The sequence below is a fragment of the Microbacterium paraoxydans genome, assembly GCF_019056515.1.
Lineage (GTDB): Bacteria > Actinomycetota > Actinomycetes > Actinomycetales > Microbacteriaceae > Microbacterium.
Window position 1 is genome coordinate 1526681 of the sequence record NZ_CP064873.1, and the last position, 26070, is coordinate 1552750.

At 70.8% G+C, this 26070-nt stretch carries 23 protein-coding genes and 1 tRNA gene; 17 read left to right on the forward strand and 7 right to left on the reverse strand.

Annotated features, from left to right (window positions below):
• Positions 1–10: 10 nt before the first annotated feature.
• The gene (locus IZR02_RS07210) at positions 11–2845 is read right to left on the reverse strand and encodes an FAD-binding and (Fe-S)-binding domain-containing protein (RefSeq protein ID WP_025103278.1); all 2835 of its coding nucleotides are present in this window, start codon (positions 2843–2845) and stop codon (positions 11–13) included.
• A gap of 74 nt (positions 2846–2919) precedes the next feature.
• On the opposite strand from IZR02_RS07210, the gene IZR02_RS07215 reads away from it, so the two are divergent.
• On the forward strand, positions 2920–3582 hold the full coding sequence (locus IZR02_RS07215) for a GntR family transcriptional regulator (protein WP_029989224.1): 663 nt from the start codon (positions 2920–2922) through the stop codon (positions 3580–3582).
• A 2-nt stretch (positions 3583–3584) separates the two neighbouring features.
• Here IZR02_RS07215 and IZR02_RS07220 read toward each other — a convergent pair whose 3' ends face one another.
• Positions 3585–4523: a hypothetical protein gene (locus IZR02_RS07220; RefSeq protein WP_025103280.1), complete on the reverse strand. Its 939-nt coding sequence runs from the start codon at positions 4521–4523 to the stop codon at positions 3585–3587.
• 83 nt (positions 4524–4606) lie between these two features.
• Here IZR02_RS07220 and IZR02_RS07225 point away from each other — a divergent pair, with 83 nt between their 5' ends.
• The 3 genes from IZR02_RS07225 to serA all read left to right on the forward strand — a co-directional run bounded on the left by IZR02_RS07225 (position 4607) and on the right by serA (position 7145).
• Entirely contained in the window at positions 4607–5077 is a 471-nt protein-coding gene (locus tag IZR02_RS07225) for a hypothetical protein (RefSeq protein ID WP_025103281.1), read from the forward strand.
• Positions 5074–5409, forward strand: a complete 336-nt coding sequence (locus tag IZR02_RS07230) for a hypothetical protein (RefSeq protein ID WP_025103282.1) — start codon at positions 5074–5076, stop codon at positions 5407–5409. The genes IZR02_RS07225 and IZR02_RS07230 overlap by 4 nt, the downstream gene beginning before the upstream one ends.
• Positions 5410–5540: 131 nt before the next feature.
• Positions 5541–7145 (forward strand): phosphoglycerate dehydrogenase, encoded by a 1605-nt coding sequence (gene serA / locus IZR02_RS07235; protein WP_025103283.1) that lies wholly within the window; start codon positions 5541–5543, stop codon positions 7143–7145.
• A 73-nt stretch (positions 7146–7218) separates the two neighbouring features.
• On the opposite strand, the gene IZR02_RS07240 is transcribed toward serA, so the two are convergent.
• Positions 7219–7761: a TetR/AcrR family transcriptional regulator gene (locus IZR02_RS07240; RefSeq protein ID WP_025103284.1), complete on the reverse strand. Its 543-nt coding sequence runs from the start codon at positions 7759–7761 to the stop codon at positions 7219–7221.
• A gap of 96 nt (positions 7762–7857) precedes the next feature.
• Between IZR02_RS07240 and IZR02_RS07245 the strand changes: the two genes are divergently transcribed.
• The 9 genes from IZR02_RS07245 to IZR02_RS07285 all read left to right on the forward strand — a co-directional run bounded on the left by IZR02_RS07245 (position 7858) and on the right by IZR02_RS07285 (position 17471).
• Positions 7858–9393 (forward strand): MFS transporter, encoded by a 1536-nt coding sequence (locus IZR02_RS07245; RefSeq protein ID WP_025103285.1) that lies wholly within the window; start codon positions 7858–7860, stop codon positions 9391–9393.
• 82 nt (positions 9394–9475) lie between these two features.
• Complete coding sequence (locus IZR02_RS07250; RefSeq protein WP_025103286.1) at positions 9476–10519, forward strand: 3-isopropylmalate dehydrogenase; 1044 nt, start codon at positions 9476–9478, stop codon at positions 10517–10519.
• A gap of 62 nt (positions 10520–10581) precedes the next feature.
• A complete protein-coding gene (locus IZR02_RS07255) occupies positions 10582–11682 on the forward strand; it encodes a branched-chain amino acid aminotransferase (protein WP_062766578.1) in 1101 nt (366 codons plus the stop codon).
• 190 nt (positions 11683–11872) lie between these two features.
• Positions 11873–12853: a type IV toxin-antitoxin system AbiEi family antitoxin domain-containing protein gene (locus IZR02_RS07260; RefSeq protein WP_025103288.1), complete on the forward strand. Its 981-nt coding sequence runs from the start codon at positions 11873–11875 to the stop codon at positions 12851–12853.
• Between the two features lie 114 nt (positions 12854–12967).
• A complete protein-coding gene (locus IZR02_RS07265) occupies positions 12968–13747 on the forward strand; it encodes a fumarylacetoacetate hydrolase family protein (protein ID WP_025103289.1) in 780 nt (259 codons plus the stop codon).
• A complete protein-coding gene (locus IZR02_RS07270) occupies positions 13744–15003 on the forward strand; it encodes an MFS transporter (RefSeq protein WP_025103290.1) in 1260 nt (419 codons plus the stop codon). The genes IZR02_RS07265 and IZR02_RS07270 overlap by 4 nt, the downstream gene beginning before the upstream one ends.
• A complete protein-coding gene (locus IZR02_RS07275) occupies positions 15000–15764 on the forward strand; it encodes a class I SAM-dependent methyltransferase (RefSeq protein ID WP_025103291.1) in 765 nt (254 codons plus the stop codon). Before IZR02_RS07270 ends, IZR02_RS07275 begins: the two co-directional genes overlap by 4 nt.
• A gap of 29 nt (positions 15765–15793) precedes the next feature.
• Positions 15794–17299, forward strand: a complete 1506-nt coding sequence (gltX, locus tag IZR02_RS07280) for a glutamate--tRNA ligase (RefSeq protein ID WP_025103292.1) — start codon at positions 15794–15796, stop codon at positions 17297–17299.
• A gap of 100 nt (positions 17300–17399) precedes the next feature.
• Positions 17400–17471: transfer RNA gene (locus IZR02_RS07285), tRNA-Gln, on the forward strand.
• Positions 17472–17532: 61 nt separating this feature from the next.
• Here the strand turns inward: IZR02_RS07285 and IZR02_RS07290 are convergent.
• Positions 17533–18384, reverse strand: coding sequence for a class II glutamine amidotransferase (locus IZR02_RS07290; RefSeq protein WP_051582188.1), 852 nt, complete (start codon positions 18382–18384; stop codon positions 17533–17535).
• Between the two features lie 89 nt (positions 18385–18473).
• Positions 18474–19268, reverse strand: coding sequence for a hypothetical protein (locus tag IZR02_RS07295; protein ID WP_025103294.1), 795 nt, complete (start codon positions 19266–19268; stop codon positions 18474–18476).
• A gap of 84 nt (positions 19269–19352) precedes the next feature.
• Between IZR02_RS07295 and IZR02_RS07300 the strand changes: the two genes are divergently transcribed.
• From IZR02_RS07300 to pepN, 4 genes are all read left to right on the forward strand, one after another.
• On the forward strand, positions 19353–20630 hold the full coding sequence (locus IZR02_RS07300; protein WP_025103295.1) for an MFS transporter: 1278 nt from the start codon (positions 19353–19355) through the stop codon (positions 20628–20630).
• 9 nt (positions 20631–20639) lie between these two features.
• On the forward strand, positions 20640–21146 hold the full coding sequence (locus IZR02_RS07305; protein WP_025103296.1) for a hypothetical protein: 507 nt from the start codon (positions 20640–20642) through the stop codon (positions 21144–21146).
• 73 nt (positions 21147–21219) lie between these two features.
• A complete protein-coding gene (locus IZR02_RS07310) occupies positions 21220–22230 on the forward strand; it encodes a DNA topoisomerase IB (RefSeq protein ID WP_217316587.1) in 1011 nt (336 codons plus the stop codon).
• A 49-nt stretch (positions 22231–22279) separates the two neighbouring features.
• A complete protein-coding gene (pepN, locus tag IZR02_RS07315; protein ID WP_217316588.1) occupies positions 22280–24763 on the forward strand; it encodes an aminopeptidase N in 2484 nt (827 codons plus the stop codon).
• On the opposite strand, the gene IZR02_RS07320 is transcribed toward pepN, so the two are convergent.
• Both IZR02_RS07320 and IZR02_RS07325 read right to left on the reverse strand, forming a co-directional pair.
• Positions 24760–25290, reverse strand: a complete 531-nt coding sequence (locus tag IZR02_RS07320) for a GNAT family N-acetyltransferase (RefSeq protein ID WP_029989230.1) — start codon at positions 25288–25290, stop codon at positions 24760–24762. The two genes, pepN and IZR02_RS07320, sit on opposite strands and share 4 nt — an antisense overlap.
• Positions 25287–25925: an MBL fold metallo-hydrolase gene (locus IZR02_RS07325; protein ID WP_025103300.1), complete on the reverse strand. Its 639-nt coding sequence runs from the start codon at positions 25923–25925 to the stop codon at positions 25287–25289. Before IZR02_RS07325 ends, IZR02_RS07320 begins: the two co-directional genes overlap by 4 nt.
• Positions 25926–26070 lie beyond the last annotated feature (145 nt).

Consider the following 26070-nt stretch of genomic DNA (forward strand, 5'->3'; position numbering starts at 1 on the left):
CGTCGCTGGACTAGTGGCGCGTGCGCTCCTCGAGCACCTCGATCACGTGGCGGTACGGGCGGCCGGTGGCGCGGGTCATGCCGATCTCGCAGGTGCGGTTGGCCGACACGAAGGCGTCGAAGCCGCCGCGGGCCGCATCGGCCGCGGAGACCTCGGCCGATTCCTGCGCCGTCGCGCTCGCGGTGAGCTCGGGGTGCAGCATTCCTCGGTCGCCGGCGAACGCGCAGCAGCCCCAGCCGTCGGGCACGAAGACCTCGTCGGCGACGGCGGCAGCGATCGTTGTCAGCGCGCCCGTCGCGCCGAGCGCGGTCGTCGAACAGGTCGGGTGCACGGCGATCGAGGGGAGCTTCGCATCGACGGAGAGGCGCGGCAGCACCTCCCGCGCGACGAACGTGGTGGCGTCCTCGATGCGCAGACCGGCGTACTCCGGATGGGCGGCGACGGCCTGGGTGAGCATCACGTCGAGGCCCTCGGTGCAGGAGGCGGCGTCGCAGACGACCGGGAGCTCCCCGTGGCGGCTGGCGTCCCAGAGCGAGGCCAGCACCCGGTCCGACATGAGGCGATAGCCGTCGAGGTGTCCCTTGGACTTCCACGGCGTCCCGCAGCAGAGCCCGCCGTTCTCCTCGGGGACCACGACGGGGATCCCGGCGCGGTCGAGCAGCGCGCGCAGGGCGTCGCGGGAGCCGGGGCCCTCGTCCTCCGGGCCGAACATCGTGCCGATGCAGGCGCCGAAGAAGACGGCCTGCGCATCGGGCGGGGACAAGGGTCGCGCCGGAGCAGTGCCGCCGCGGGGGAGGCCGCCGTCATAGAGGGGCACGGTGTCGGCGCCGAGCACCGCCCGTCCGATCCGCGTCGCGCCGCGCACGAGCGGGACGGGAAGCGCGTCGGCGACCGTCAGGGCGACGCCCCCGGCGCGCGTGACGGTGCTCCAGTGCTTCGCCGCCGTTCCCCACGCGGCCCCCTCCACGGCGTTCTCCTGCTCGGCGCGGAGGCGGCGGACGAGGTCGCCGGTGTTGATGTCCACCGGACACGCGACGCCGCACATGCCGTCGACCGCGCAGGTCTGCACGCCGTCGTAGTCGTAGTCCGCGCGCAGGTCCCGCAGCAGCGTCGTGTCGCCCTGCTCCTCGGCCCAGGCCATGTCGCGGCGCAGCACGATGCGCTGCCGGGGTGTGAGCGTGATGCTCTTGCTCGGGCACGTGGGTTCGCAGTAGCCGCACTCGACGCAGCGGTCCACCTCCCGCTCGACCGTGGGCACGCGCTTCAGATCCTGCAGATAGGAGTCCGGGTCGTCGGACAGCACGACGCCGGGGTTGAGGATGCCGTCCGGATCGAACAGCCGCTTGATCTCCCACATCATGTCGGTGAGCTCGTCGCCGTACTGCCGCCGCACGAACGGCGCCATGATGCGGCCGGTGCCGTGCTCGGCCTTGAGGGATCCCTCCTGCGCGAGGACGAGCTCGACGAGGTCGTCCGTGAAGCGGCGGTACCGCGCCACGCTGTCGGGATCGTCGAAGCGCTCGTTCAGCAGGAAGTGGACGTTGCCGTCCTTCGCGTGCCCGAAGATGACGGACCCCTCGTAGCCGTGCTCCGCGAACAGCTCGATCAGGCGTTCGCAGGTGGCCAGCAGCCGGGGGACGGGGACGACGATGTCTTCGAGGAGGGCGGTCGTGCCGGACGGCCGCGCTCCGGCGACCGCCGTGTAGAGGCCCTTGCGGACGTGCCACAGCGCGGCGCGCTCTGCCGCACCCGTGGTCAGTCGCGGAGTGACGGCAAGGGGGAGGGCGTCGAAGTGCGCCTGCGCGGTCGCGCTCGCGACGGCGAGGGATTCGTCGTCGGCGGCGTGCACCTCGACGAGCAGCGCGGCGTGGCCCTGGACGTCGATCTCGGAGATCGCGGCGGGGACGTCGCTCAGGCCCTGGGCGACGCGCAGTGAGGCGGCGTCCAGGAGCTCGATCGTCGCGAGCCCGAGCTCCGTGAGAGCGGGGAGCGCGGTCATCGCCGCCGACAGCGTGTCGAAGACGAGCAGACCGGTGGCGATCGCGGGGCGCACCTCGATGGTGCGGAAACGGGCCTCCGCGACGAAGCCGAGGGTCCCTTCCGATCCGATGAGGAGGTGTTCGAGGATCCGCACCGGGTCGTCGAAGTCGAGCAGGGCGTTCAGTCCGTAGCCCATGGTGTTCTTCATCGAGAACTGCTGTCGGAGGAAGGCGACATTCTCGGGCGAGGCGAGCAGCCGCTCCCGGAGCGACGAGAGTCCGGCGAACAGGGCGGGTTCCGCGGCGCGGAGCACGTCCGCGGCGTCCGCGCGTCCGGTGTCCAGAATCGTCCCGCTGGGGAGCACGACGACCATCGAGGTGATCGTCTGGTACGAGTTCTCCGTGATGCCGCAGGCCATGCCGCTGGAGTTGTTGGCGACGACACCGCCGATCGTGCAGGCGATCTCGCTGGCCGGATCCGGCCCGAGCTTGCGGCGGTACCGGGCCAGCCGGGTGTTCACCTGCCGGACGGTGGCTCCGGGGCCGACCCGCACCGCGGCGCCGTCGTCCTCGATGTGGATGTCACGGAAGTGGCTGCGCGTGTCGACGAGGATGTCGCCGCTGATGCCCTGTCCGGAGAGGCTGGTGCCGCCGGAGCGGAACGTGAGCGTGCGTCCGGCCGCCCGGACCGCCGAGAACGCGCGGGCGACGCCCTCCGCGTCCGCGGGGGACAGCACCGCGTCCGGGACGAGCAGGTAGTGCGAGGCGTCGTGGGCGCGGGCGAACCGGTCGATGGATCGGGCGTGGACCTGCGTCTCGGCTCCCAGCAGCGCCGGGTCGAGAGGGTGGTCGAGGGTGGTGGGCACGGTGCTCCTCTGCTCCGCTCAAAGATTGTCAGACAAGTGTACTGAACGACGGACGCCTCACTAGACTGTTCCGCATGACCTCGATCGCGGAGCGCCCCCTCGGCGTGGTCGGCGTGGTCGACGCCGTGACCGGACAGCTGCGCACCCGGATCCTCTCCGGCGAGATCCGCTCGGGGGAGCCGCTCACCGAGGCGGCGGTCTCCCAGGCCTACGGCGTCGCCCGTCCCAGCGCGAAAGCGGCCATCGAGCAGCTGGTGGCCAGCGGGCTGCTCGTGCGGACGGCGCATCGCACGGCGCGCGTGGTCGGCATCGAGGCGGAGACCGTTCGCGACGTCTACCGCACGCGGATCCGGCTGGAGAGCGCGGCGCTGCGCGAACTGGCGGAGACCGCCGCCGTGCCGGCGGCCGCTGTGGCGGCGAACGCCGAGCTGCAGGCGATGGCACCGGGCCCCGATCCCGCGACGGTCGACCCCGACCTCCGTTTCCACACGGCCCTCATCGACGGGCTGGGCAGCGAGCGCACCAGTCGCATGTACCGGAGCGTGCTGGACGAGGTGCGGCTGTGCATGGCGCAGGTGCAGGGGCGGCGTCTCCTCGACGCGGAACTCATCGCCGCGCAGCACGCGGAGATGCTCGAGGCCGTCGCCGCCGGGGACGCGGAGCGCGCGGCCGCGGTGCTGCGTGCCCACCTCGCCTCGGCGGAGGATCGTCTCGTCGAGGCCCTGGGCGCCTCCTGACGTCAGCCCGCGTCGGCGGGGGCGTCCTCGATCTGGATCGGGGCATCCGTCGGGTCGGCCCAGACCGGAGCAGGCAGAGGCGTGTCGACCTGGCCGGCCTGGATCGCGCGGAGGGCTTCGGTGATCTCGTCGGCATTCTCGGGCACCGCCAGGCCGCAGGTGCGCAGCTCGGACGCGAACTGCAGGGTGAGCCGGATCTTCCCCGCCTCGATGGCCTCGGAGGTGGTGCCGGTGCGGATCTCGCTGCCGGTCTGGATCGCGGGCACCTCGTCGCAGACGTGATAGACCTTGCCGCCGTCGACCCACACGACCTCATCGGCCCCGAGGAGCTGGATCACGGCGGACTGGTCCGCGGTGTACTGCTCGACGGACGGCGGGGCGAGGCTCGTCCCGACGATCGCGGCGAGGACGGCGAGGACGATGCCGACGATGCCGGCGGTCGCCTTCTGTCCCTTGTCCATGTCCTTGTTCAGGAAGATGAGGATGACCAGGGGGAGGAAGGCGACGACCGCGATGATCGCGCCGAGCTGGTTCTGGACGAAGAACCGCGTCCTGTCCGCGCGCCGCGCCGGGTCGAGGGTGTTGGCCTTCTTCCACAGGATCGAGCCGATGATCGACAGTGCCGCGATCACGACCAGCAGGACGAGCAGGGCGATGAACGCCCACTGCGGGAACTGCGCCGTCGCTCCCTGCTCTTCCAGGAGGCCGGTGTCCGGATCGCGGACGAGCGCGCCGCCCTCGTCGACGAACTCGCGCTGGCGCAGGAGCCAGAAGATGCCGACGGCCTCGCCCGCGATCGCGAGCGCCCAGAGGAGCGCGGCGATGATGCGGAAGCGCGTCGCGGAGGCCTTGGCCTCCGGGCTCGGCGTCCAGCCCGCGGGCGGTTCGCCGGTCGTGGCACGACGCGGCGCGGCGGAAGACGTCTGCTCGTTCTCGGCCATGGTTGTCCTTTCCCCCGAAAGTGCCCGGCGACCCCGCCGAGGCATCCCCGAGCCTAGTGGCCGCGGTGTCCTACGCTGGAGAGATGACATCCGATTCGGACGACGCCCTGAGCTGGGAGGGCGACGACAGCGCGGAGCGACGCCCCCGGGACGCCGCACGGCGCACCACGCCGGCTCCGGAACCGACCCCGGCCGAGGCCGTCACCCCCGCGGCGTCCGCACCGGCGTCGGGGGACGAGACGACCGCGGCGCCCTCCGGGCTCAGCAACGCGATGCTGGTACTCGTCGGCGTCGTCGGCGGCGTCTACCTGCTCTACACCCTCGGCTGGATCGCGGGCGGTCTCCGGCTGCAGCCGCTCGCCTCGTTCCTCGTCGCGGATTTCATGTTCCTGCCCTGGTTCGTGCTGGCGATCGCCGCCCCCGCGCTGTGGTTCCTCGCGACATGGGTGCTGACGCGGGGCCGGGCCTCCTGGATCCGAGCCGCCGTGCTCCTGGCGGGCGTCGTGCTGCTCGTGCCGTGGCCGTTCGTGACCGTGGGGGTGATCGGCTCATGACCACTCCGAAGTCCCCGTCCGCGGTGGCGACCGGCTCGCCGCGCTGGCTCGTATGGACCGTCGTCGCCCTCGCCGGGCTCTTCTACGCCTACGCGGTGTGGAACGCGGTCGCCCACCTCATCACCATGGCCCAGACCGGCCTCACCGGCACCGGATGGGCGACGCTCCTGTTCGGCGTGGTGTTCCCCGTCCTCGTGTTCGGGTTCGCCTTCGCGATCGGTCGGCGGCGGCGGGTGGGCGAGCTCGCTCTGACGTTCCTCGCCGGACTCGGGATCGTCGCGGTGTTCTGGATGAGCCTGCTCGCGCTGAGTCTGACGCTGCCCAGCGCCTGAGCAGGATCCGTCACGCCGTCACACGGCACGGAGCGGTCCCGGCGCTCCGGTAGAGTTGTCGCGATCGCGCCCCCGACGGTGTGCGGCGCATCGGCCCCTCCCGCCTGTCGCGCTGCCCCGAAGGATCCACTGTGCCGAAGCCTGTCGTGCTCATCGCCGAAGTACTCTCTCCCGCCACGATCGAGGCGCTCGGCCCCGACTTCGACGTCCGCCACGTCGATGGCACCGATCGCGAGGCGCTCTTCGCCGCCCTCGCGGAGTCGGACGCGGTGCTCATCCGCTCCGCCACCCGCATCGATGAGGAGGCGCTGTCGCACGCGCCGAAGCTCAAGGTCGTCGCGCGGGCCGGTGTCGGCCTCGACAACGTCGACATCAAGGCCGCGACCGCGGCCGGCGTCATGGTCGTCAACGCACCGACGTCGAACATCGTCTCCGCCGCCGAGCTGACGGTCGGCCACATCCTCAGCCTGGCCCGCCGGATCCCGGCCGCGCACGCCTCGCTGTCCGCCGGGCAGTGGAAGCGCAGCTCCTTCACCGGCGCCGAGCTCTTCGAGAAGACCGTCGGCATCGTCGGACTCGGCCGGATCGGCGCTCTCGTCGCCGCTCGCCTCGCCGCCTTCGACATGCGCGTGGTCGCGTACGACCCCTACGTCACCTCGGCGCGCGCCCAGCAGCTCGGCGTGCAGCTCCTCTCGCTCGACGAGCTCGTCGCCGAGGCCGACTTCCTCACGATCCACATGCCCAAGACCCCGGAGACGACGGGCATGATCGGCGCCGAGCAGTTCGCCGCCATGAAGCCGACCGCCTTCGTCGTCAACGTCGCCCGCGGCGGGCTCATCGACGAGGAGGCGCTGCACGAGGCGCTCGTCGCCGGCGAGATCGCCGGCGCCGGCCTGGACGTCTTCACCTCCGAGCCCCCGGCCGAGGGTGGCAGCGCCCGCGCTCTGCTCGACCTCCCGAACGTCGTCGTGACCCCGCACCTCGGTGCGAGCACGGAAGAGGCGCAGGAGAAGGCCGGCGTCTCGGTCGCGCGCTCGGTGCGGCTCGCGCTCGGCGGCGACCTCGTCCCGGACGCGGTCAACGTCGCGGGCGGCGTCATCGATCCGTACGTGCGTCCCGGCATCTCGCTCGTGGAGAAGCTCGGCCAGATCTTCGCCGCGCTGGCCACGTCGCCGCTCACGAGCCTCGACGTCGAGGTGCACGGCGAGCTCAACGACTACGACGTGAGCGTGCTCAAGCTCGCCGCCCTCAAGGGTGTCTTCACGAACATCGTGAGCGAGACCGTGTCGTACGTGAACGCGCCGCTCCTGGCGGAGCAGCGCGGCATCACGGTGCGCCTGCTCAAGGACGACGTGAGCGAGGAGTACCGGAACGTCATCACCCTCACGGGGGCGCTGTCCGACGGATCGCAGCTCTCGGTGTCGGGCACGCTGACCGGACCGAAGCAGGCCGAGAAGCTCGTCGGCATCAACGACCACGCCCTGGAGCTGCCGATCGAGAAGCACCACGTCGTGATGCTCTACACCGACCGCCCCGGCATCGTGGCCGTCTACGGGCAGAAGTTCGGCGAGGCCGGGATCAACATCGCCGGCATGCAGATCTCGCGGCTCGCAGCGGGGGACCAGGCGCTCAGCGTGCTGACGCTCGACTCGCCCGTCTCCGAGGAGTTGCTGGACGACGTGCGCGGCGCCATCGACGCCGACCTCTTCCGCCAGATCGAGATCACCGAGGTCTGACACCGCAGAGCGGGGGAGAAGGGCGGGAGCGCGATGCTCCCGCCCTTCTCCGTATCTGCAGCCTTTTCCGGCGTCAGGCGGTGGCCCGCAGCACGAGCGCGATGAGATCGGCGAGCTCGTCGCTCCGCGGGACCAGGCGCTCCGGGCCGTGCACGTCGAGCGAGTTGTTGAAGTAGAGGCCGTCGCTCACGAGCATCACGAGGTCGAGGCTGGCGGTGTCACGGACGTGCGGACGGATCGTCTCCGCCCAGCGGCGCCGGGTATCCCGGAGCATGTCGGACGCGGCGGTCGAACCGCCCTGGGCCAGCCGGGTCGTGGCGATGAGCGCCCGATCGAGGGCGTCGTCCTCCATCACCGAGGTCCGGACGTAGTACGCGACGGGACCTTCGTCGGCGGTGCGCATGCGCTCCAGGTCGAGCGTGGTCAGGTGGTCGAGGCGCTCCAGGAGCCCGGCCTCGAGGTCGTCCTTGGAGCGGAAGTGGTAGAGCAGGCCGCCCTTCGACACGCCCGCGGCCTTCGCCGTGGCCTCGAGCGTCGCGGCGCGTTCGCCCTCGTCGATGAGAATCGCCTCGAAGGCGTCGAGGACCTTCTCGCGGGCGAGGGGAGGGCGGGGCATCGGTCATCCTCTGAGCGGAAACGGGAGGGCGGCATCTGTTACTATACCAGCCGGACGGTTTAGTAACGAGTCGTCCGCAGGAAGGAAAGGTGTTCCATGACCCGTACTGCGTCGATCCCGACGACAGAGACGGAAGCTTCCCGCGTCGGGGCTCGGGGGTGGGCGGCGCTCGTCGTCCTCATGCTCCCGGTGCTGCTGGTGTCGGTGGACAACACGGTGCTGAGCTTCGCGCTGCCCGAGATCTCGATCTCGCTCGCGCCGAGCGGGGCCGAGCAGCTCTGGATCATCGACGTCTATCCGCTCGTGCTCGCCGGACTCCTGGTGACCATGGGAACGCTCGGGGACCGCTTCGGGCGTCGCCGCCTGCTCCTCATCGGCGCCACCGGATTCGCCGTGGTCTCCGCGCTGGCCGCCTTCGCGCCGACCGCGGGCCTGCTGATCGCCGCCCGTGCGCTGCTCGGCTTCTTCGGCGCCATGCTGATGCCGTCGACGCTGTCGCTGCTGCGATCGATCTTCCAGAACCGCGACCAGCGCCGCATGGCCATCGCGGTCTGGGCGTCCGCGTTCTCCGCCGGATCCGCGCTCGGCCCGATCGTCGGGGGCTTCCTCCTCGAGCACTTCGCGTGGGGCTCGGTGTTCCTCATCGCCGTCCCCGTCCTCATCCCGTTGCTCATCGCCGCACCGCTGCTCGTGCCGGAGAGCCGTGACCCCAACCCCGGCCGCATCGACCCGCTCAGCATCGCCCTCTCGATGGCCGCGATGATCCCGGTCGTCTACGCGATCAAGTCGTTCGCGGTCGACGGTCCGTCGCTGTACGCCGGGGGATGGGCTCTGCTCGGTCTTGTGATGGGGACGCTGTTCGTGCGCCGTCAGCTCCGCGCCGACACCCCGATGCTCGACATGGCGCTGTTCCGCCGTGGGTCGTTCTCGGGCGCGATCCTGGTGAACCTGCTCAGCGTCGTGGCCCTCGTCGGGTTCCTCTACTTCGTCTCGCAGCACCTGCAGCTCGTGCTGGGGCTCTCGCCGATGGTCGCGGGCCTCGCTCTCGTGCCCGGGATGGCGGCCATGATCGTCGCCGGACTCACGGTGGTGCCGATCTCGCGGCGGGTTCCGCCGCATGTGCTCATCCCGGCGGCGCTGGTGTTCTCCGTCGCGGGGTACCTCATCGTCGCCTTCACGACGCACGAGCACGGCGTGGCACCGCTCATCCTCGCCTTCGTCGTCCTCGGCATCGGCATCGGTGCGGCCGAGACCATCTCGAACGAGCTCATCCTCTCCAGCGCCCCCGCGGCGAAGGCGGGTGCCGCGAGCGCGGTGTCCGAGACGGCGTACGAGCTCGGCGCCGTGCTGGGGACCGCGATCCTCGGCGGCATCATCACCGCGTTCTACCGCGGCGCGCTGGTGCTGCCCGAGGGGCTTCCGGCCGAGGTGGCCCGCGCTGCGCAGGAGACGCTGGCCGGCGCGTACACCGCCGCCCACGAGCTCCCGGCCGCGCTCGGCGACGCCCTGTGGCAGGCGGCGGCCGACGCGTTCGGCTCGGGAGTCACGGTCACGTCGCTCATCGGTGCGGGCCTCGTCGTCGTCGCGGCGGTCATCGCGGCCGTCACACTGCGCAAGGCACCCACGCACTGACCACTACGCTGGGGGGACCGGCCCGTCCGACCCGCGGTCGCGCCGCGGCCGGTCCACCCCCGTGCAGTGCGCAAGGAGTCTCATGTCGCGTGTCGTGAAGCTGGCCGTCATCCCGGGTGACGGCATCGGTCCCGAGGTCATCGCCGAGGCGGAGAAGGTGCTCGACGCCGTCACCGCCGACAGCGCCGTGACGTTCGACAAGACCCGCTTCTCGCTCGGTGCCGGCCGGTACCTCGAGACCGGCGACACGCTCACCGACGAGGACCTCGCCGCGATCTCCGCCCACGACGCGATCCTCCTCGGCGCGGTCGGCGGCACGCCGGGGGACCCGCGCCTGAAGGACGCGAACATCGAGCGCGGACTCCTGCTGAAGCTCCGGTTCACCCTCGACCACTACGTGAATCTGCGCCCCTCGAAGCTCTTCGCCGGAGCGCCCGGTCCGCTGTCCGACCCGGGCGAGGTCGACTTCGTCGTGGTCCGTGAAGGGACGGAGGGGCCCTACGTCGGCAACGGCGGAGCGATCCGGAAGGGGACGCCGCAGGAGGTCGCGAACGAGACCTCCGTGAACACGGCGTTCGGCGTCGAGCGGGTCGTCCGCTACGCCTTCGCGCTTGCCGAGCGCCGCCGTCAGAAGCTCACCCTCGTGCACAAGACCAACGTGCTCGTGCACGCCGGTGCGATCTGGCAGCGCATCGTGAACGAGGTCGCCACCGAGCACCCCGACGTCGCCGTCGACTACCTGCACGTCGACGCCGCCACGATCTTCCTCGTCACCGATCCCTCGCGTTTCGACGTGATCGTGACGGACAATCTCTTCGGTGACATCCTCACCGACCTCGCCGGCGCCGTCACGGGCGGCATCGGCCTCGCCGCCTCGGGGAACATCAACCCCGATGGCGCCTTCCCGTCGATGTTCGAGCCCGTGCACGGCTCGGCTCCGGACATCGCGGGTCAGCAGAAGGCCGACCCGACCGCCGCGATCCTCTCCATCGCGCTGCTGCTCGACCACCTCGGCCTGACGGCCGAGTCGGCGCGTGTCAGCGCCGCGGTCGAGGCGGACATCGCCGCCCGCAGCGGTGCCCGCACCACCGCGGAGATCGGCTCCGCGATCACTGCCCGTCTCTGAACGGCGGGCGTAGGCTGACAGGGCGCGAGGATGCGCCCACCCCACGAGGATTGGATGACGACATGACGACGATCGACGCCGAGACGAGCGTGGCTCCCCTGGAGTTCGCCGTGACGAAGAACCTGAACGCGGCCTCGCCGGCACGCGTCGCCGAAGTGCTGGAGAACCCCGGTTTCGGGGTCGTCTTCACCGACCACATGGTCGACATCTGCTGGTCGGCCAAGGGCGGCTGGCACCGTCCGCGCGTGCAGCCCTACGGCCCGATCCCGCTCGACCCCGCGGCGTCCGTGCTGCACTACGCGCAGGAGATCTTCGAGGGCATCAAGGCCTACCGGCACGCGGACGGTTCGATCCACACCTTCCGTCCCGACCGCAACGCCGCGCGCCTGCAGGCGAGCGCCCGCCGCCTGGCGCTGCCGGAGCTGCCGACGGAGTACTTCATCCAGTCGCTGCGCGAGCTCATCGCCGTCGACGGCCGCTGGGTGCCCTCCGGCGCCGACCAGAGCCTGTACCTGCGGCCGTTCATGTTCGCCAAGGAGGCCTTCCTCGGCGTGCGCGCGGCGCAGAAGGTCGCCTACTACGTGATCGCGAGCCCCGCCGGTGCGTACTTCACGGGCGGCGTGAAGCCCGTGCGGATCTGGCTCTCCGAGGACTACGCCCGCGCGGGTCGCGGTGGCACCGGCAAGGCGAAGGCGGGCGGCAACTACGCCTCTAGCCTCCTGCCGCAGGCCGAGGCCAGTGCGAAGGGCTGCGACCAGGTCGTGTTCCTCAACGAGAACCGCGATGTCGAGGAGCTCGGCGGCATGAACGTCGTGTTCGTGTTCAAGGACGGTCGTGTCGTCACGCCCGAGTCGGACAGCATCCTCGAGGGCATCACGCGCGACTCGCTGCTGCAGCTGGCCGAGGACCGCGGCTACACGGTCGAGAAGCGTCCGATCTCGATCGACGAGTGGCGTGAGGGCGTGGCCTCCGGTGACATCGTCGAGGTGTTCGCCTGTGGCACGGCCGCGGTCGTGACCCCGATCGGAGCGCTCGTGGGCGAGGGCTTGGACGAGCCGCAGCCGCTGGGCGAGCTGGCGCTGTCCCTCCGTGAGGAGCTCACCGACATCCAGTACGGGCGCCGCGAGGACAAGCACGGCTGGCTGCTCCGCCTCGACGCCTGATCCGATTCCCCGAGGCCCCGTCTTCCCGTCGACACCCCGCCGTGTCGACGCGTGGAAGGCGGGGTCTCGGCGTGTACCGGGGGGCTCGCGCGCTGGGACTGTTCCTGCACAATGCGGGGGGAGTGGGGGAAGAGAGGTGGGGGGTGTGGAGAACGAGAGGTGAGGGGAGTAGGCGGGGGAGAGTGAGGGGATGTCGCGGCGCCTCTCGTTCTCCGAAGCCTGGGATCTTGTGCGATCGCGGGAGGAGGTCCTCGACACGGGGGTCACGGAACGGGAGCTGAGGGAGGCGGTCGCGCACGGCAGGCTGCGACGGGTGCACCGCGGGGCGTATGTCGACGCGGAGGTCTGGGGCCAGCTGTGGCCCGAGGGAAGGCAGCTCGTGCGGGTGTGCGCCGTCCGTCGGGCCAGCCTCGGCGGAGGTCCGGTGTTCTCGCATCTCTCCGCGGCGGCGCTCTGGGGGCTGCCGCTCGTGGGGCCGATCCGGGACGACGTGCACACCGCGATCCGCAGCCGTCGGCACAGCAGGACCGAGGCCGGGGTCGTCCGACACCAGATGACGCTCGATGAGAGCGACATCGTCCGGCGGCACGGGATCCGGTGCACCTCGTTGATCCGTACCGTGGTCGACCTCGCCCGGCTGCTGCGCCCGGAGGCCGTCGTCGCGGCCGGGGACGCGGCTCTGCGGATGGTCTCGATCGACGGACACGAGGTCGACCACGGTGAGGTCGACGCCTGGCGGGCCGAGGTCGACCGGCTGTGCGTGGCGGGGCTCCGGGGCGTGCGTCGCGCGCGGTGGATCGGAACCTTCGCCGACGGACGGGCGCAGCTTCCGGGCGAGAGCGTGAGCCGCCTGCAGCTCCACCGACTCGGCTTCCGGGACATCGATCTGCAGGTTCCCCTCGTGGGCCCCGACGGCGCGCGGTACTTCGCCGACTTCGGGTTCCCGCGGTCGCAGGCCTTCGGGGAGTTCGACGGGGAGGACAAGTACCGGGACGCGGAGCTGCGGACGACGCCCACGGCGGCCGATGCGGTGATGGCGGAGAAGCACCGCGAGGACGAGATCCGCGGGGTCACGGGGTGGCGCGTGGTGCGCTGGGGCTCCTCGCACATCCGCACCCCCGAGGATCTCGGGCGCCGGCTCGCCGCGTTCGGCATCCGCCCGCCCGGCTGAGGTCTGTCGAGCCCCGGGGTCGCGTCGAGACCCCACCCCGCCTCCGCACGTGAGCGGGGGTCTCGACGAGAGAGCGGGGTCTCGACGGGGGAGCAGGGGATCTAGGGTGGAGGGATGAAGATCGCTCGGTTCCGCCACGACGACGCCATCATGTACGGGATCATCGACGACCGCGAGCTCGTGGTCCTCGCCGGGGACCCGATGTTCTCCGGGTACGAGACGACCGGCGCGCGTATCCCGCTGACCGAGGCCACGCTGCTCGCGCCCGTGATCCCGCGCTCCAAGGTCGTGTGCGTCGGGAAGAACTACCACGACCACGCCGCCGAGATGGGCGGAGTGGCCCCCGAGGAGCCGCTGCTGTTCCTCAAGCCGAACACCGCCGTGATCGGCCCGGACGACGCGATCGTGCGTCCTGTCGCGCTGTCCGAGCGGACGGAGTACGAGGGCGAGCTCGTAGTCGTGATCGGGCGGATCGCCAAGAACGTGAAGGCGGAGAACGCCCTCGACCACGTGCTCGGCTACACGATCGGCAACGACGTCACGGCGCGCGACCTGCAGCGCAAGGACGGGCAGTGGTCGCGGGCGAAGGGCTTCGACACGTTCTGCCCGCTCGGCCCCGTGATCGAGACGGACTTCGACCCCACGCAGGCCACGATCGAGACGCGGGTGAACGGCGAGGTCCGCCAGCATGCGCCGCTCACCGACATGATCCACTCGGTCGCCGCGATCATCGAGTACGCCTCCGCGGTGTTCACGCTCCTTCCGGGTGACGTCATCATGACGGGGACCCCCGCCGGCGTGGGCACCTTCGAGGCGGGTGACACGGTCGAGGTCGAGATCTCCGGACTCGGCATCCTCCGCAACACCGCGCGCGACGCCGCTCCCGCGTCATGACCGAGGTCGCCCTCACGGCGACGCAGCAGCAAGCGGTCCAGCGCCGCACCGTGCTCGTGCTGTCGCTGGGGCAGGTGCTCGGCGGCATCGCGTTCGGAGCCACCGTGTCGCTCGGTGCGCTGCTCGCCGCGGACATCTCCGGCAGCGACGCGCTCTCCGGACTCGCGACGGCGTCGGTGACCCTCGGAGCCGCGGTCTGCGCGATCCCGCTGGCCCGGATGGCCGCGCGCCTCGGACGGCGTCGTGCCCTCACCCTCGGCAATCTCTTCGCCCTCGTCGGCATCGCCGTGGTGATCCTCGCGGCATCCGTACGCGTCTTCCCGCTCCTGCTCGTCGGCATCCTGCTGATCGGTGCGGGGAACGCGGGCAACCTGCAGTCCCGGTTCGCGGCCACGGACCTCGCGGCCCCGCAGCATCGTGGGCGCGACCTCTCGATCGTCGTGTGGTCCACGACGATCGGCGGCGTGGCGGGCCCGCTGCTGCTCGGTCCGGGGGAGATCGTCGGCCAGGCGATCGGCATGCCGCCGCAGACCGGCTCGTACGTCTTCTCGTTCGTGGCGCAATGCGCGGCGCTCGCGCTCTACCTCGTCGCCCTCCGCCCGGATCCGCTCCTCGCCGCGCAGCGACTCGCGCAGGCGGCGGCCGCGACGACGAGCGCCGCCGTGGCGGACCGCCCGCACGTGGCCCGCTACGCGATCTTCGCCATCGCGGGCTCGCACGTGGTGATGGCCTCGGTCATGGCGATGACCCCGGTGCATCTGTCCCACATGGCGCACGGCGCCCACGGTGCGGCGGCGACCCCGGCCGACGTCTCGGCGCTCGTCGGGATCACCATCGCGCTGCACGTCGGCGGCATGTACGCGCTCTCGCCGGTGTTCGGAGTGCTGGCCGACCGCTGGGGGCGGCTGCGCGTGGTGCTGCTCGGGCAGGCGCTGCTCGGCGGTGCCCTGGCCTTCGCCGTCTTCGCGGGCACCGAGGCGTGGGGTGTCATGGTGGCGCTCATCCTCCTCGGCCTCGGGTGGAGCGCCGGCACGGTCGCCGGCGCCGCCCTGCTCACCGAGGCGTCGGCCCCCGACGTCCGCACGCGGCGACAGGGACGCAGCGACTCGCTGATGAGCCTGTCAGCCGCCGCCGGGTCGGTCCTCGCCGGCGTCGTGCTGTCGAACTTCCAGTACGCCGGGCTCGGCATCGCGGCCTCCGTGCTCGTCCTCGCGATCGTCGCGCTGTCGCCGCTCGCCCGGAGCAGCGCGCGGTGAAAGCCTGGGACGGCGTCGGGGAGGCCTATGCCGCCTCGTACGCCGCCCTGTGCGCGGGCACGGTCGATGTCCTCGCCGCAGCCCTCGGACCAGCGGAGGGTCGCAGCCTCCTCGACGTCGGGGCGGGGGAGGGCGGCCTCGCGGCCCGCTTCGTCGGCCTGGGGTGGAACGTCACGGCCTGCGAGCCCGAGCCCACCATGCGCGCCGTCGCCCGCCGGCGGCACCCGACGCTGCGCATCATCGACGGCGGCCTGCCGACGCTGCCCTTCGACGACCGTTCCGTCGACGCCGTCGTGGCGAACTTCGTGCTGAACCACGTCTCCTCCCCGCGGACCGCCGCCCGGGAGCTGGGGCGGGTCGCACGGGAAGCGGTCGCCGCGACGACTTGGACCCGTTCCCCGTCGTGGTTCTGGACAGAGGTCGTCGAACGCGCGGGGCTGCCGCCGTCTGCGGGGGAGAGGCTTCCGGCCGAGGAGGACTTCGATCGCACGGCGGACGGCTTCGCGGCCATGCTCGTCGACGCCGGACTCCCGGAGGTGTCGGTCACCGAGCACACCTGGACCTGGCACGCCGACCCGGACGCCCTGTGGGTCTCGGTCGAGGGCGGTGTGGCCGGCGCCGGGGCGCAGTATGCGGGGCTCTCCTCTGTCGAGCGATCCCGGTTCCGTGCAGGGTTCGAGGAGACGGTCGCCGCGCATCGGGTGGGAACGGTGCTGCCCCTGGAGCACCGCGCGGCCGTGGCGGTCTCGCGCCGGGGCTGACCGGCCCGCACCCGTAGAATCGAAGGGCTATGGCTACTCCGCATCCCCTCACCACGACCGCCAGCGGCGCCGACGTCCGCGTCCGCTTCTGCCCCTCCCCGACGGGGCTGCCGCACGTCGGCATGGTCCGCACGGCTCTGTACAACTGGGCGTACGCCCGTCACAACGGCGGCAAGATGGTGTTCCGCATCGAGGACACCGACGCCGCCCGCGACAGCGAGGAGAGCTTCCGCCAGCTCGTCGACGCGCTCACGTGGCTGAAGATCGACTGGGACGAGGGCGTCGAGGTCGGCGGCCCGCACGCCCCGTACCGCCAGTCCGAGCGGCACGACATCTACCGCGAGGTCATCGACAAGCTCCTCGCGACGGGCGCGCTCTACGAGAGCTACTCGACGGCCGAGGAGATCGACGCCCGCAACGAGGCCAACGGCCGCGCGAAGCAGCTCGGCTACGACAACTTCGACCGTGACCTCACCGATGAGCAGAAGGCCGCCTTCCGCGCCGAGGGCCGGCAGCCCGCCCTCCGCCTGCGGGTGCCGGACGAAGACCTCACGTACGTCGATCTCATCCGCGGCGAGGTCACCTTCCCCGCCGGCTCCTTCCCGGACTTCGTCGTCGTGCGCCCCAACGGCGTGCCGCTATACACCTTCGTGAACCCCGTCGACGACGCGCTGATGGGCATTACCCACGTGCTCCGCGGCGAAGACCTCATGCCGTCCACTGCGCGACAGCTCTCGCTCTACGCGGCTCTCATCGACGCAGGTGTGACGACGTTCGTGCCGCGGTTCGCCCACATGCCGCTCGTGCTGGGGGAGACCGGAAACAAGAAGCTCTCCAAGCGCGACCCGCAGGCCGATCTGTTCCTGCACCGGGAGCGCGGCTTCATCCACGAGGGCCTGCTGAACTACCTCGCGCTGCTGGGCTGGTCGATCGGCCCGGACCGCGACGTCTTCTCGCTCGACGAGTTCATCGCCGCGTTCGACATCGAGAACGTGAACCCCAACCCGGCCCGCTTCGATCAGAAGAAGGCCGAGTCGATCAACGGCGACCACATCCGCATGCTCGACGTGAAGGACTTCGCCGAGCGCACGGTGCCGTACCTCGCCGCGGCCGGCCTGTTCGACGAGCCGACCCACGAGCAGCTCGTCCTGGCGTTCCGTGCGGCTCCGCTGGTGCAGGAGCGCGTGCAGCTGCTGGGCGAGGTGCCGGGCATGCTCGGCTTCCTGTTCCGCGACGAGGTGTCGTACGACGCGGATGCGCTCAAGGGGCTGCCGGCCAACGCCGCCGAGGTGCTCGACGCCTGCGTCACCGCGCTGGAGCCGGTCACGGACTTCACCCCGGAGAAGATCCAGGAGGCGCTGTCGACGGCGCTCGTCGAGAACCTCGAGCTGAAGCCGCGGGTGGCCTACGGGCCGCCGCGTGTGGCCATCACCGGACGCCGCGTCTCGCCGCCCTTGTTCGAGTCGATGGAGCTGCTGGGCAAGGACGAGTCGTTGCGGCGCCTGCGCGCGCTCTCGGCGTTCCTCGCGAACTGATCCGCGACGCGCCCGAGCGGCGACACGGCACCGGTGGTTTTGGTGATCGGTCGCCGCTCGGGTAAGCTTGACTCTCGGTGCGAGGCTCCGGTTTCGCCCTTGGGGTATGGTGTAATTGGCAACACGGCTGATTCTGGTTCAGTTGTTCTTGGTTCGAGTCCAGGTACCCCAGCACTTCGAAAACCCCCGCTCCGGCGGGGGTTTTTCGTTTCCGGCACGGTGGCCTCAGTTCTTCACGCGGCTTCGAGGAAGGGCTCGTACCGATAACCCGTCTCGTCGAGGATCGACACCGTCGATTCGGGGACCTCCAGGAATGCGCCCGGCAGATCGTTCAGCGGCTCGGAGACGATCACGTGCGCCCGGCGGCCGAAGACGCGCAGCCGTTCGGCATCGGGGTACATCCGGCGAAGAGTCTCGATGTCGGTGGAGTGGAAGAGGGAGCGGGAGCGCCCAGCCGTCGAGTACCGGAACGCCCAGACGGTGGTGCCCTCGGAGACCGCGAAGGTTCCCTGCACGGGGAAACGGACGCCATGCTCGCGCCCCACGCGCTCGGCCTCCCGGATGGCCGCCCGCATCCCCGCGATCGGATCGTCCTGCAGGCCGTGGGTCAGAGCGAGGTGGAACAGCACCTCGGAGTCGGTGGTGCCCTGGATCTCCGGGTAGAGGGAGGGATCGACGGCGAGAGTGAGGTCGCGTTTCACGGTCAGGAAGTCCGCCAGGCCGCCATTGTGCATGAAGAGCCAGTTCGCGTACCGGAAGGGGTGGCAGTTGGTCTGCTGGACCGGCGGCCCGGCGGCCGCTCTCACATGGCTGAAGAAGAGCGGGCTGCGGATCGTGCGGGAGATCTCGCGCAGGTTCAGATCGTTCCAGGCGGGCTCCATGCTGCGGAACAGTGCAGGCTTCGGAGGCTGCCCAGAGTCGTCACCGTTCGACGCCGGATACCAGCCGAGGCCGAACCCATCCCCGTTCACGGTCTCCGCGCCGAGGGGCGAGTCCAGGGACTGCGCCACGAGGGAATGTCGCGCGTCGAGGATCACCTCCGACGGGTGCAGTGGTTCTCCCACATACGCCAGCCACCGACACATGTCGACACCTCGTCCCCGACCCGGTCAGGTCTGTGCCCGACGATACGCTCGGTCGGCCTCCCCGGCGAGACCCGCGGATGGCTGACCGGCTACTCGCACTCCCCGAGGAACCCGAGATAGCACACGGCCTCATGCGTGACGGCCGGCTCGGCATCGTCGTTCGAGACCTGGCGCGTCGCCGTCTCCGGCGTCCGGGTGAGGTGCCCGAAGTCGCCGAGGGAGGCCACGTACATCCCGTCCGCGTCCTCCGCGATCATCCGGTCGATCTCGGTACGGTGCTGCGCGCACAGGTCCGCGGAGGCCGGGACGAGGTCGACCCCGGCGCATGCTCCCGCGTACTCGGCCTCCATGAGCCCGATGCAGTCCGTCCAGTCCTGGTCCACCGCGCACGGGCTCACGCCGTCGTCGGCGACGAGGTACTTGCCGGTCTCGTACTCCTCGCTGTGGAAGGTCTCGGGCTTCTCCGGTACGTCGATCTTGGTCCAGTGGCGTGCGGTCGCGAAGGCGAACACCGTCACGATCGCGGCGATCAGGAGCAGCGCGCCCACGATGCCCAGCGTCACCCAGAGTCCGACCCGGCTCTTCCGCTCCGGGCTCTCCGCGGGCGTGGGGGTCCACGGGGCGGCGACCGGTGCCGGCGGGGGTGCCGCGGCGAATCCCGGCGCGGCGGCGACGGGGAGCTCGTGTCCCCCGAGCGGTGCCGCCGCCGCAGGGGCGGTCGGCGCCGTGGCCGTGGTCGCGAGGAAGTAGTCGTACCAGGCCCGGCTCGCCTGCTCGTCCGCGGCGACCTGCTGCGCCTCGGCGTCGGTGAGCACGAGGCCCCACGCGTCACGGGCCGGTGCATGGGGGAGGGTGGAGCGGAAGTCTTCGAACGACACGGGCATGTTCGCAGAATATCGGCTTCTTCCCCGCGACCCCGGCGGTCATCCGATGTCCCCGGCTCCTGGAACAATGACGAGGTGATCGGTATGAAGTCCTTCTGGAACGAGTTGCCCACCGAGGGACGCTGGCTGCTGTCGACCGTGGCGATCCAGACCCTCGGGCGGGGGATGACGCTGCCGTTCACGATCATCTACCTCCACGAGGTCCGCGGCTTCGACCTCGGGTTCTCCGGAGCGCTCATGAGCCTCATCGCGATCACGGGGCTCGTCGTCACCGGTCCCGGTGGCACGCTGATCGATCGCTTCGGCGCCCGGCGCGTGCTGATCGTGGGACTCCTGGCGATGATCGCGGGGTGCACGCTCCTCGCCTACGCCACGCATCCCGCCGTCGCGACGGTCGCGGTCGTGCTCATCGGGATCAACTTCGGGGTCTCCTGGCCCGGCTTCAACGCCCTCATCGCCTCGGTGGTCGACGGCGAGGTCCGTCAGCAGTACTTCGGCGTGAACTTCGCCCTCGTCAACCTCGGCATCGGCGTGGGCGGGATCATCGGCGGGTTCTTCGTCGACGTGACGGAGCCGTCGACGTTCACCACGATCTTCCTCATCGACGCGGCCACGAGCCTCATCCCGCTCGCTCTGCTCCTTGGCCCGCTCCGGCACGTGCGCACCCAGGCGGACCCGGACCCTGCGGTGACCACCGAGGGCGGTTACCGGGAGATCCTGCGGCGCCCCGCGGTGCTCTGGATGACGCTGCTGACCTTCTTCTCCGTCTTCATCGGCTACGGACAGATCGAGGCGGGCTTCCCCGCCTACGCCCGTCAGATCGCCCAGGTCTCGACCGCCGTCGTCGGCATCTCGTTCGCGGTGAACACGGCCGTCATCGTGCTGCTGCAGTTCGCCGTCCTCCGGCTCATCACCGGGCGCCGGCGCACCAGGGTCATGCAGGTCATGGCCCTCATCTGGGCCGTCTCCTGGGTCATGCTCGGCGCCGCGGGCCTGCTTCCCGACTCGGTCACGGCTGCGATCGCCGTCATCGCGTTCATGGGCGTGTTCGCCTTCGGGGAGACGATGATGCAGCCGACGATCCCGGCCATCTACAACGATCTCGCGACGGACCGCACCCGCGGGCGCTACAACGCCCTCAACTCCGCGGCCTTCCAGGGTGGTGCCATCCTCGGCCCGCTCGTCGCGGGAGTGCTCCTCGGCGTCGGCGTCAGCGGCTGGTTCATCGCGGTCATGGTCGCGGGCAGCCTCGCCGTCGGCGTGCTGGCGGTCGTACTGGAGCGGGTGCTCCCGGCAGCGGCCAACGGCAGCAGCGCCGAGGTCCATCGAACGGACGAGGTCGAACGGACGCCGCCGGTCTAGGCTCCGAGCATGGCCCTCGAACCGCTCTTCCTCCGTCTCGACCGGATCGCGGGTGGGCGGCAGGCCGGCGTGCTGATCAGCGACGCCGGTCGCACCCATCCGCGGACCGTCCGTGCCTTCACCTGGATCCTCTGGCTGCTCGTCGCCGAGCTGGTGCTCGGGGTGGGTGCCGTAGTGGTCGCCCTGGTGCTCGCCGCCGACGGCGACAGCGTGCCGTTCGCCGTGTGGATGCGCACCCTCGTGGTGCTGGCGATGACCGCGACGCTGTTCTACTTCGCCTGGCGCGCGCGCCGCGGATGGCGCTGGGCCTATCTCCGCCTGCGGCTGTTCGCGCAGATCTTCCCGGTCATCACGCTCGTCATGGCGGCGATCCCCGGCCTCTACCCGGTCTGGATGGTCACCGAGCAGATCGTCTTCAGCCTGATCATGATCGGCATCGCGGACTTCCTCACCAGCGACCACATGCGGGCGGTCTTCGCGAAGGACGCCGACCCGGATAGCACGCCGGCGGGGTGAGACGCCACTCCCTTCCGGCCGAGACCGCGGTCACTCCACACTCGGAGGAGCTGCACGGCGGGAGGAGAGACGCATGGCGCGACTGGTGCGAGTGGTGCCCGGCCAGGACCCGGGTTTCACACGGAAGCGGACGAGCTCGGGATTCCGGTACGTCGATCCGACGGGGGAGCCGGCGCCCGAGGCGGATCGCGAACGCATCAGCGACCTGGTGATCCCGCCGGCGTGGCAGGACGTGTGGATCGCGGCCGACCCGCTCGCGCACATCCAGGCCGTCGGGATCGACACCGCCGGGCGCAAGCAGTACCTGTATCACCCGCTCTGGCGGGTCTCCCGCGACCGTCGCAAGTTCGTCCGTGCGCTGGACCTCGCCGCAGCTCTGCCCAGCGCTCGGGCGCAGGTCACCAAGGCGCTCAAGGAGGACGGGCAGACGAAGGAGCGCGCCCTCGCGATCGCCTTCCGCCTCCTCGACGACGCCGCGCTGCGGATCGGTTCGGAACGCTACCTGGCGCGTCACGGCAGCCGGGGCCTGACCACGCTCCGCCTCCGCGACGTCCGTATCGATGGCGGCGACGTCGCCCTCTCTTTCCCGGCGAAGAGCGGACAGACCGCCGCGATCGAGATCACCGACGAAGCCCTCGCCGAAGCCCTGACCGACTTCGCGAGCGGTGCCTCGACCGCTTTCCTCCTGGCGTACCGGAAGGGTCGGCGGCGGGTGAAGATCACGCCCGCCGAGGTCAACACGTACCTCAAGGACGTGCTCGGGGCCAGCTTCTCGGCAAAGGACTTCCGGACGCTGCACGGCACGATCATCGCCGCGGACGCCCTCGCCCGCATCGGAGCCCTCGACCGCCGCGGTCAGCGGAACCAGGCCGAACGTCTCGCGGTGCAGGCGGCGGCGACCGCCCTCGGCAACACGACCGCGGTCGCCCGCAACAGCTACATCGATCCCCGTGTGTTCCGGCAGTACGGTCGGGGGCGGACGCTCGACCTCGACGTGACGCCCGAGACGGCGATCCGGCGACTGCTGGGCGGACCGGAGACGTCGCGGAAGGTCAACCGGCGAGGAACGGGGCGGCGCGGTTGAACGCGCCGACGCTCCCCGGTCGTCGCCGGGAAGATGCCAGGATGGGGGGATGCACACCGCGAACCTGACCCGTGAGGAGACCGCGGCGCGATCCGCTGCGATCACCCTGCACCGCATCCGCGTCGAGCTGGACCTGACCGGAGCCCCGGAGCGGGCGCGCACGGGCTTCCCGACCACGACCGTCCTGGAGTTCGATGCGACCGTCCAGAGCACGTGGCTGGACTTCATCGGCGAGGAGGTCGTCCGCGTCGAAGTGAACGGGGAGCAGCGGGATGTCGTCTACGACGGGGCGCGCCTGACGATCGACGGCCTCGCGGCCTCGAACGTCGTCCTGGTCGAGGCGGTCGGTGCCTACAGCCGGTCGGGGGAGGGTCTGCACCGGTTCCACGACCCGGCAGACGACCGCACCTACCTGTACACCCAGTACGAGCCCGCGGACTCCCGCCGGGTGATGGCCTGCTTCGAGCAGCCGGACATGAAGGCGGAGTACACCTTCGTCGTCGACGCGCCGTCCGGGTGGGAGGTGCTCTCGAACCAGTCGCCGGCTCACGTCGACCTCGGCGTCGGCGTGCAGCGGGTGCAGTTCGCCCCCACCCTGCCGATCTCGAGCTACGTCACGGCGATCGCGGCCGGCCCCTATGCCCGCGTCGACGGGGAGTGGACCAGAGACGAGCAGCAGGTCGCCCTCGGGGTGTTCGTCCGCCGCTCGCTCGTCGATCACCTCGAGGCCGACGAGATCCTCGAGGTCACCCGGCAGGGGCTCGACTTCTTCACCGACGCCTTCGCCTATCCCTATCCGTGGGGCAAGTACGACCAGGTCTTCGTCCCCGAGTACAACCTCGGTGCGATGGAGAATCCCGGTCTGGTCACCTTCACGGAGGGCTACCTCTCGCGCGGCGCCGCCACCAAGGCGCAGCGGGCGAGCCGGGCCAACACGATCCTCCACGAGATGGCGCACATGTGGTTCGGCGACCTCGTCACGATGACGTGGTGGGACGACCTCTGGCTCAAGGAGTCGTTCGCCGACTACATGGGCTCGCACGCCTCGGCGGTGGCCACCCGGTTCCACGACGCGTGGGTGACGTTCGCCATGCGTCGCAAGGCCTGGGCCTATCAGCAGGATCAGCTCCCCACGACCCACCCCATCGTCGCCGACATCCCCGACCTCGAGGCCGCGAAGCTGAACTTCGACGGCATCACCTACGCCAAGGGCGCTTCGGTGCTGAAGCAGCTGGTCGCCTTCGTAGGCGACGAGGCGTTCTTCGAGGGGGCTCGCCGGTACTTCGCCGCCAACGCCTTCGGCAACACCACTCTCGACGACTTCCTCGTCGAGCTCAGCGCGGTGTCCGGCCGGGACATGACCGACTGGGCGGCCGCCTGGCTGCAGACGACGGGCGTCTCGACGATCTGGACGGAGACCGACGCCGACGGAGGACACCACCTCGTGCAGGACGACGTCCGTCCGCACCGCCTGCGGATCGGGCTGTACGACCGCGTGGATGGCCGCATCGTGCGGCGGGAGCAGCGGGAGCTGGACCTGATCGGGGAGCGCGTGGACATCGACCTCCCCGAGGCCGATCTCGTGCTGCTCAACGACGACGACCTCACCTATGCGAAGGCGCGCCTCGACGAGCGGTCCCTCCGCACCGTCGAGGAGTCGCTGTCCGACATCGAGGACCCGCTCGCCCGGGCGCTCGTGTGGTCGTCGCTCTGGAACGCCACCCGTGACGGCGAACTCGACGCGGCTCGCTTCGTCGCGATCGTGCGGGCGCACGCGCCGCGGGAGTCGAACGGCGGTCTGCTGGCCGCAGCGCTCCTCGACGCCGCTTTCGCGCTGCGGCATTTCGTCCGCGACGACCGACGCGACGCGGAGCAGCGCGCCTGGACCGAGGCCACGTGGTCGACGCTGCAGCAGGCGGACGCCGGCAGCGACGCCCAGCTCTCCTGGGCGCGCGCGCTGGCGGCGGCCTCGGCTTTCGATGACATCCATCACGCCGAGGTCCGTGCCCTGCTCGACGGCGATGTGCCCGAAGGGCTCGTCGTGGATCCCGACCTGCGCTGGCAGCTCCTCACGGCCCTCGTGACGACCGGCCACGCCGATCTCGCGGACATCGCTGCGGAGGAGGAGCGGGACGACACCGGCGACGGACGCACCGCCGCCCGCCGCGCTCGCGCCTCCGTCCCCGACGCGGCGGTGCGCGCGGCCGCCTGGACGGCCGCGTGGGACGACCGGTCGCTCACCAACGACCACCTCGATGCCGAGATCGGCGGCTTCCGCGCCGGCGGCCGCCGCGACCTCATCGAGTCCTTCGACGAGGAGTACTTCGAGCGGATCGGGACCGCGTGGTCGGAGCGGAGCATCGAGATCGCTCGTCGCCTGGTGATCGGTCTGTTCCCCGCGCGGTCCTCGCTGGACCTGGTCGATGCCTGGCTGTCGGCCACCCCCGAGGCCCCGGCGGCGCTGCGACGACTCCTCATCGAGCAGCGCGACCACCTCGCGCGTGACCTGCGGGTGCGGGGCGCTCAGGGCTAGGTCGCGGCCTCCACGGTCATGCCCATCACGGTCCGCACGATCCATGGATGGGCGTGGTCATCGGCGATGTGGCTCATGCCGAGCTTCTCCGCCACGCCTCGTGACGCCTGGTTCTCGGGGTGGATGATGGCGGTGAGGAGTATCGGCGCGAACGTCTGCGCGACGAGGTCGACGCAGGCGCGCGCCGCCTCGGTCGCATAGCCGCGCCGCTGGCGGTCGGCGCGGACGTGATAGCCGACTTCGAGGACGGGGGAGTCGTTCACCGACTGCCAGGTGAGACCGCAGTCGCCGAGGAACTCCCCGTCGTGCGTCTCGATGATCCAGAGACCGTGGCCGTCCTCGCGGTAGCGCTGCTGCATGCGCGCGATCCACGCGGCGGCTTCGGTTCGCGACTTCGGCGCCGGGTAGTAGGCCATGACTTCCGGATCCCCGAGGAGCGCCGCCATCTCGTCGAGGTCGTCGGCGGTCATCTCCCGGAAGGCGAGCCGCGGCGTCGGGGCGGGCAGGAGGCGTCGCGGTGCGGTCACAGATCCACGGCGTCCCCGGGTTCGAGCACGAGGAACTCGCCGCCGCCCTGCTCGGTCGCCCACTGCAGCCGCTGGCGGTGCATGTTCTTGCCGATCACGGACAGGGTCATGTCGTGCGTGCCGAACGCGCGGCGGGGCTTCACGGCGAGCACGTAGTCGATGGCTTCCCCGATCTTGAGCCACGGGGCTCCGAGCGGCGCGGCGAGGGTGCCGACCTCGACGCCCTCGGGCACCGCATAGGAGTCGCCGGGGTAGTAGAACGTGTCGTTGACGAGCACGCCCACGTTGTCGATGGTCGGGATCGACGAGTGGATCACCGCGTGCGTGCCGCCGAAGAAGCGCAGGGTGAAGGCGCCGACCTCCACGGTGTCGCCGGGGGAGACGACGGTGACCTCGTAGCCCTCCGCCGCCTTCGCCACGCCCTCCGGTCCGAAGATGGGGGTGCCTGGGGCCGCGCGGAGGATCCGGTCGAGGTGCTCCGGCGTCCAGTGGTCGGGGTGCTCGTGCGTGAGCACGATGGCGACCAGTCCGCTGAGATCGTGCAGCGGGGCGGTGAAGGATCCCGGATCGATCAGGAGGGTGTCGTCGTTCTGGTCCAGGCGAAGGGTGGCATGTTCGAACTTGGTGACGCGCATGAGAAGAGTCAACTCCTTCCCGGGGTCTGCGGCAAACGGAAATCGGCGCGCCACGCCCGGGATCTGGGGTGAAGCGGCCTCGATTTGGCGCAGTGAGAATCGCCGTGGCATACTTGAACGGTTGTCGCGGAACGGAAAAGTTCCG